Consider the following 6,225-nt stretch of genomic DNA (forward strand, 5'->3'; position numbering starts at 1 on the left):
ACATTGGCCAGCACGCGCTGGATCTCCTCCGGCGCCACCGGCGCGTCGCGCAGCGCGCGGATCTCGTCCAGCACGGCCTGGCGCAGGGCCTCCAGGCTCTGGCCCCGGGCCGGCACCGCCATCAGCGACAGCAGGGTGTCGCCACGCGCCAGCAGGTCATAGGAGGAGCGGATGGCGGTGGCCTTGCCGGCGCGCACCAGACGCCGCTCCAGGCGTGCGCTGATGCCTTCGTCGAGCACACCGGCGAGCACGCGCAGGGCGTAGGCGTCGGCAGCACCGTCGGCGCTNGTGTTCCGCCAGCTCGCGCACCTGCTGCGGCGAGACATCGCCGACCACCACCAGCACGGCGTTGTTGGGCGCGTACCAGCGTTCGTACCAGGCGCGGGCATCTTCGACGGTGAGCGCCTGCAGGTCGCGCATCCAGCCCACCGTCGGCGAACGCGCCGGGCTGCTCGGCCAGGCCATGGCGCGGAAGCGCTCCAGTGCCAGCGCCTGCGGGTTGTCGTCGGTGCGCAGCCGGCGCTCCTCCATGACCACCTGCAGTTCGCTGGCGAATTCCTCGGGCGCCAGGCGCAGGCCGGACATGCGGTCGGCCTCCAGCTCCAGCGCCAGCCCGAGCCGGTCGGCGACATGGTTCTGGTAATAGACGGTGTAGTTGTCGGAGGTGAAGGCGTTGTCATCGCCGCCGAAGTGCGCGACCAGACGCGAAAGCTCGCCCGCCGGCACCCGCGGCGAACCCTTGAACATCATGTGCTCGAGCACGTGGGAGATGCCGGTGAGCCCGGGCGGCTCGTCCGACGAGCCGACGCGGTACCAGACCTGGGTCACCACCACCGGCGCGCGCCGGTCCTCCTGCACCACCACGCGCAGGCCGTTGTCGAGCACGAAGCTGACCGGTACGGCACGGGCCTGCAGCCCCGTGCTGGCGAGCAGCACGGGTATCGTCAGGCCGGCACGCAGCCATCGCCACCACAACCGCATGTTCGGTCATCCTTCAAATGAGTGCGTTCACTGATCGCCCGCGCCGGCAGGGCTCACGGCCCGGCACGACGCCACCGGCGACAGCGGGGCCATCCGCCGCGGACATCTCCGGCGACAGGTTGACGAAGCCGCGTTCAGGCCCGTTGACAAGGGTGGTAGCATAGCGCATCCCTCGGGGCTCGCCATGCGCGCGCCCGCTGTGTCTTTCGGATGTGACCATGACCACGGAACAAGCGCCGGCGCAGAGCCCGGAACAGCAGCCGGACGCGTCCGGCGGCGGCTTCCTCAGCCGCATGAAGTCGGGACTGGCCCGTACCCGCCAGTCCTTCAGCCAGGGCATGGCGACCCTGCTCATCGGTGCCAAGGAGATCGACGACGAGCTGCTGGAGGACATCGAGACCCAGCTGCTGGTCGCCGACGTCGGCGTCGATGCCACCCGCCGCGTCGTCGACGCCCTCACCGAGCGCGTCTCGCGCAACGAACTGCTGCACTCCCGCGCCCTCTACGACGCCCTGCGCAAGGAACTGGCGGAGATCCTGACCCCGCGCCAGCAGCCGCTGCACATCGGCGGCCTGCAGAAACCCTTCGTGATCCTGGTGGTGGGCGTCAACGGCGTCGGCAAGACCACCACCATCGGTAAACTGGCCAAGCGCTTCCAGCGTGAAGGCAAGCAGGTCATGCTGGCCGCCGGCGACACCTTCCGTGCCGCCGCGGTGGAGCAGCTCCAGGTCTGGGGCGAGCGCAACGGCGTGCCCGTGGTCGCGCAGGGCAGCGGCGCCGACTCGGCATCCGTGCTGTTCGACGCCCTGCAGAGCGCGAAGGCGAAAGGCATTGACGTGCTGATCGCCGACACCGCCGGCCGCCTGCACAACAAGGGCCACCTCATGGACGAGCTGAGCAAGGTCGTGCGCGTGCTGAAGAAGCTCGACCCCACGGCGCCGCACGAGGTCATGCTCGTGGTCGACGCCGGCACCGGGCAGAATGCGCTCAACCAGGTGCGCGAGTTCGACCAGGCGGTGAAGCTCACCGGCCTGACCGTGACCAAGCTGGACGGCACCGCCAAGGGCGGCGTGCTGTTCAACATCGCCAGCCGCACCCACCTGCCGATCCGCTACGTCGGTGTCGGCGAGGGTGTGGATGACCTGCGGCCCTTCGAGGCGGCAGAATTTGTCGAGGCCCTGTTCGACGAGACGCGCTGAGCGTCCGGAACAGGCCGTCGTGCCGGCCACACCATGCCGGCGACCAAGGAGACCGGAATGATCCGTTTTGAATCCGTGAGCAAGCGCTACGCGCCGCAGTTCGACGCGCTGCGCGAGCTCAGCTTCGAGCTGCCCACCGGCGAGATGGCCTTCCTCACCGGCCACTCGGGCGCCGGCAAGTCGACGCTGCTCAAGCTCATCATGCTCATCGAGCGCGCCAGCAGCGGCCGCGTCATCGTCAACGGCCGCGACCACGGCCAGCTCAAGGGCCGCCAGATCGCGCTCGCCCGCCGCGACATCGGCATGGTCTACCAGGACCACAACCTGCTCGACGACCGCAGCGTGTTCGACAACGTGGCGCTGCCGCTGGTGATCGCCGGCATGCCGCCGCGCGACATCCCCAACCGCGTCTACGCCGCACTCGACCTGGTCGGCCTCAAGCATCGCGCCAAGGCTTTCCCGCAGGAGCTCTCGGGCGGCGAGCAGCAGCGCGTCGGCATCGCCCGCGCCGTGGTCGCCAAGCCCTCGGTGATCCTCGCCGACGAGCCCACCGGCAACCTCGACCCGCAGCTGGCGGTGGAGGTCATGAACATCTTCGAGGACCTGTCGCGGGTCGGCGTCAGCATCCTGGTCGCCACCCACGACCTCAGCCTGATCGCCCGCTTCAAGCACCGCCTGCTGACCCTGCAGGCCGGCCAGCTGGTCGCCGACTCCGGAGCCGTCGCATGAGCCGCAACACCACAGCCCGCGGCGCGCAGCAGCAGCGCAGCACCTTCACCGCCCGCTTCCAGCACTGGCTGGCCCACCACCGCCGCGAAGCCGGCAAGAGCTTCGGCCGCCTCGCCCGCTCGCCGCTGTCGACACTGATGACGGTGCTGGTGATGACCATCGCGCTCAGCCTGCCGCTGGCGCTGGGCAAGCTCCTCGACGACGCCCGCAACGCCGTCGCCAGCTGGGATGGCGATGCCCGCCTCTCGGTCTACCTGCGCGAAGGCAGCAGCGAGGAGGTCCAGCGCGAGGCGCTGGCCCGCGCCCAGGCCCTCGACGGCGTGGCGCGCGCGCGCCTGATCACGCCCGAGGTCGCGCTGGAGGAGTTCAAGGCCCAGTCCGGCTACGGCCCGGCCCTCGAGCAGCTCGGCAGCAACCCGCTGCCGGCGCTGCTCGAGGTGTTTCCGGCCGACACCACCGACAGCGCCGCCATGACCCGCCTGCGCGACCAGTTCGCGCAGTGGCAGGAAGTCGAGCTGGCCGAGGTCGACATCGCCTGGGTGCAGCGCCTGCGCACCATCCTCGAGCTGGGCCAGCGCCTGCTCTGGGCGGTCGGCAGCGCCCTGCTGCTGGGCGGCCTGCTGGTGGTGGTCAACACCATCCGCCTGAGCATCGAGTCGCGGCGCGAGGAGATCCGCGTCATTTCCCTGCTCGGCGGCACCCACGGCTTCGTGCGTCGCCCGTTCATCTACATGGGTGTCTGGTTCGGCCTCAGCGCCGGCGTGTTCACCCTGGTCACCGTCAGCGGCCTGATCGCCTGGCTGAACGAGCCGGCACTGCAAATGGCCCGGCTCTACGGCAGCAGCTTCACGCTCAGCTACCCGTCGTTCCTGACCGGCCTGGGCGTGATCGGCACCGCCTGCCTGCTCGGCTGGGTGGGCGCCTGGGTCGCTGTCGGCCGCCACCTGCGCGAACTGGAGCCCTGAGCGGCGGCTGCGTCGCAGGGCGCTCCCGGCCGCAGCGCCGGAACGCCCCGCCCCCGCGTCAACCATGCACGGGGAGCGGCGTCTGATCTGCGAGGCCGGACACATACGCGTCCTGGCGGTGCCGCTTGCAGGCCGTCCCGCCAGTGCTATGATGTTTGGCCGTTCCTTTCCAGCAATTGACTGAAAACCAGTCGGAGGCGTTGCCAGATGAGTGACTGCCAGGCCTTGCAGCCGATCGCAGTGACCATTCCGGGAGTCAACCTCGGCTCCTACATCCAGGCCGTGAACAGCGTCGCTGTGCTGTCGGCGGAAGAAGAGCGCGCGCTCGCCGAGCGCCTGCACCAGGACCAGGACCTCGACGCCGCGCGCCAGCTCGTGCTCGCCCACCTGCGCTTCGTGGTGCACATCGCCAAGAGCTACGCCGGCTACGGTCTGCCACAGGCTGACCTGATCCAGGAAGGCAACATCGGCCTCATGAAGGCGGTGAAGCGCTTCGACCCGACCATGGGCGTGCGCCTGGTGTCGTTCGCGGTGCACTGGATCAAGGCCGAGATCCACGAATACGTGATCAAGAACTGGCGCATCGTCAAGGTCGCCACCACCAAGGCGCAGCGCAAGCTGTTCTTCAACCTGCGCTCCATGAAGAAGGACAGCGGTCACCTGACCATGGCCGAGGCCGAGGCCATCGCCGCCGACCTCAACGTCAGCACCCGCGACGTGCTGGAAATGGAAGGCCGCCTGCTGTCCTACGACGCGCCGCTGGACGGCAGTCCGGACGATGACGACGAGCGCGCCGCGCAGGCGCCCATCCACTACCTCGAGGACCACCGCTACGATCCGGCGGTGCAGGTCGAGGAAGCCGACTGGGAAAGCAGCAGCCAGGCTCGCCTGATGACTGCCATCGGCAACCTCGACGCGCGCAGCCAGGCCATCCTGTCGCGCCGCTGGCTGGCCGAGGAGAAGGCCACGCTGCACGAACTGGCCGACGAGTACGGCGTGTCCGCCGAGCGCATCCGCCAGCTCGAGAAGAACGCCATGGACAAGGTGCGCGCCGCGCTGACCGCCTGACGCGCACGACCGTCGGCAGCCCGCCGAGCGGGCCGCCACGGAGCGAAGCAAGCGACCGGAGACCCGCCACGTGCGGGTCTTCTGCCGTCTGGGCGATGATCCGGACGACAACACCGACCGGCGCGCCGGTGCCGGCACGTTGCCCCGGCCGCCGCACCCTGCTAAAACCCCGGCTCGACCCCGCCTCCGCACGGAGGCCGCACACGAGGAGCAGACATGAACTGGCTCGCCATCGCGGCACTCAACCTGGCCCTCGCGGTCGGCACCGGCGCCTTCGGCGCGCACGGCCTCAAGGCGCGGCTGAGCCCTGAGCAGCTGGGCTGGTGGCAGACCGCCGTGGAATACCACTTCTGGCACGCGCTCGGCCTGCTGGCGATCGGCGTGCTGCTGCGCGCCGGCGCCGCCCTGCCCTCGCTCCCGGTGGCCGGCGCCGGCGCTTCGGCGCTGTGGCTGCAGACCGGCATCGTGGTGTTCTGCGGCTCGCTCTACGCCATGGCGCTGGGGGCGCCGCGCTGGTTCGGCGCCATCACGCCGCTGGGCGGCCTGGCATTCATCATCGGCTGGCTGTGGCTGGCCTGGTCCGTGACCCGGGGCTGAGACCATGCAGATACGATTCAACGGCGAAACCCTGACCCTGGCCGCAGGCAGCAGCGTGGCCGACCTGATCGCGACCCAGGGCCTGGCCGGCCGGCGCATCGCGGTGGAGCGCAACGGCGAGATCGTGCCGCGCAGCGAGCACGGCATCTGCCAGCTGGAAGACGGCGACCGGCTGGAGATCGTCCACGCCATCGGCGGCGGCTGAGGCGCGCATGGAGTTCATCACCGCGCTGCCGTGGGCGGAGCTGGCGCTGTGGGCCGGCGCCCTGCTGCTGATCGCCGCCGGCTTCGCCGGCATGGTGCTGCCCGCGCTGCCCGGCCCGCCGCTGCTGCTCGGCGGCCTGTTCCTGGCCGCCTGGGCCGAGGATTTCACGCCGGTCGGCACCGGCACGCTGGTGGTGCTGAGCCTGCTCTGCGTGCTGGCGCTGGTGCTGGACTTCGTCGCCGGCGCGCTGGGCGCGAAGCGCTACGGCGCGTCCGGCGCCGCCGTGACCGGCGCGCTGGTCGGGGCTGTGGTGGGCATATTCCTCGGACCGCTCGGGCTGCTGATCGGCCCCTTCGCCGGCGCCATGCTGGGCGAGCTGGCCACCGGCCGGCCCTGGCAGCAGGCCGGCCGCGCCGGTGTCGGCGCCACCCTGGGCATGCTGCTGGGCATTGTCGCCAAGGTGGTGATCGGCATCGTCATG

The 6,225-nt window shown here is 70.4% G+C and carries 6 protein-coding genes and 2 pseudogenes; 7 read left to right on the forward strand and 1 reads right to left on the reverse strand.

Going from position 1 to position 6,225, the window contains the following annotated elements:
- Positions 1 to 981, reverse strand: a pseudogene (locus tag C5O18_RS10735) (M16 family metallopeptidase); the annotation flags it as partial.
- Positions 982 to 1,259: 278 nt separating this feature from the next.
- On the opposite strand from C5O18_RS10735, the pseudogene ftsY reads away from it, so the two are divergent.
- The 7 genes and pseudogenes from ftsY to C5O18_RS05425 form a co-directional block, all read left to right on the forward strand.
- Positions 1,260 to 2,180, forward strand: a pseudogene (gene ftsY, locus C5O18_RS05395) (signal recognition particle-docking protein FtsY); the annotation flags it as partial.
- A gap of 57 nt (positions 2,181 to 2,237) precedes the next feature.
- On the forward strand, positions 2,238 to 2,909 hold the full coding sequence (gene ftsE, locus C5O18_RS05400) for a cell division ATP-binding protein FtsE (RefSeq protein WP_105192148.1): 672 nt from the start codon (positions 2,238 to 2,240) through the stop codon (positions 2,907 to 2,909).
- Complete coding sequence (gene ftsX / locus C5O18_RS05405) at positions 2,906 to 3,874, forward strand: permease-like cell division protein FtsX (protein ID WP_105192150.1); 969 nt, start codon at positions 2,906 to 2,908, stop codon at positions 3,872 to 3,874. Before ftsE ends, ftsX begins: the two co-directional genes overlap by 4 nt.
- Positions 3,875 to 4,081: 207 nt before the next feature.
- Complete coding sequence (gene rpoH / locus C5O18_RS05410) at positions 4,082 to 4,942, forward strand: RNA polymerase sigma factor RpoH (protein ID WP_105192152.1); 861 nt, start codon at positions 4,082 to 4,084, stop codon at positions 4,940 to 4,942.
- A gap of 216 nt (positions 4,943 to 5,158) precedes the next feature.
- The gene (locus C5O18_RS05415) at positions 5,159 to 5,539 is read left to right on the forward strand and encodes a DUF423 domain-containing protein (RefSeq protein ID WP_105192154.1); all 381 of its coding nucleotides are present in this window, start codon (positions 5,159 to 5,161) and stop codon (positions 5,537 to 5,539) included.
- 4 nt (positions 5,540 to 5,543) lie between these two features.
- A complete protein-coding gene (thiS, locus tag C5O18_RS05420) occupies positions 5,544 to 5,744 on the forward strand; it encodes a sulfur carrier protein ThiS (RefSeq protein ID WP_105192156.1) in 201 nt (66 codons plus the stop codon).
- 7 nt (positions 5,745 to 5,751) lie between these two features.
- On the forward strand, positions 5,752 to 6,225 hold a 474-nt coding region (locus tag C5O18_RS05425), incomplete at its 3' end, for a DUF456 domain-containing protein (protein ID WP_105192158.1).

Source organism: Amnimonas aquatica, from assembly GCF_002943415.1.
Taxonomy (GTDB): Bacteria; Pseudomonadota; Gammaproteobacteria; order Pseudomonadales; family Moraxellaceae; genus Perlucidibaca; species Perlucidibaca aquatica_A.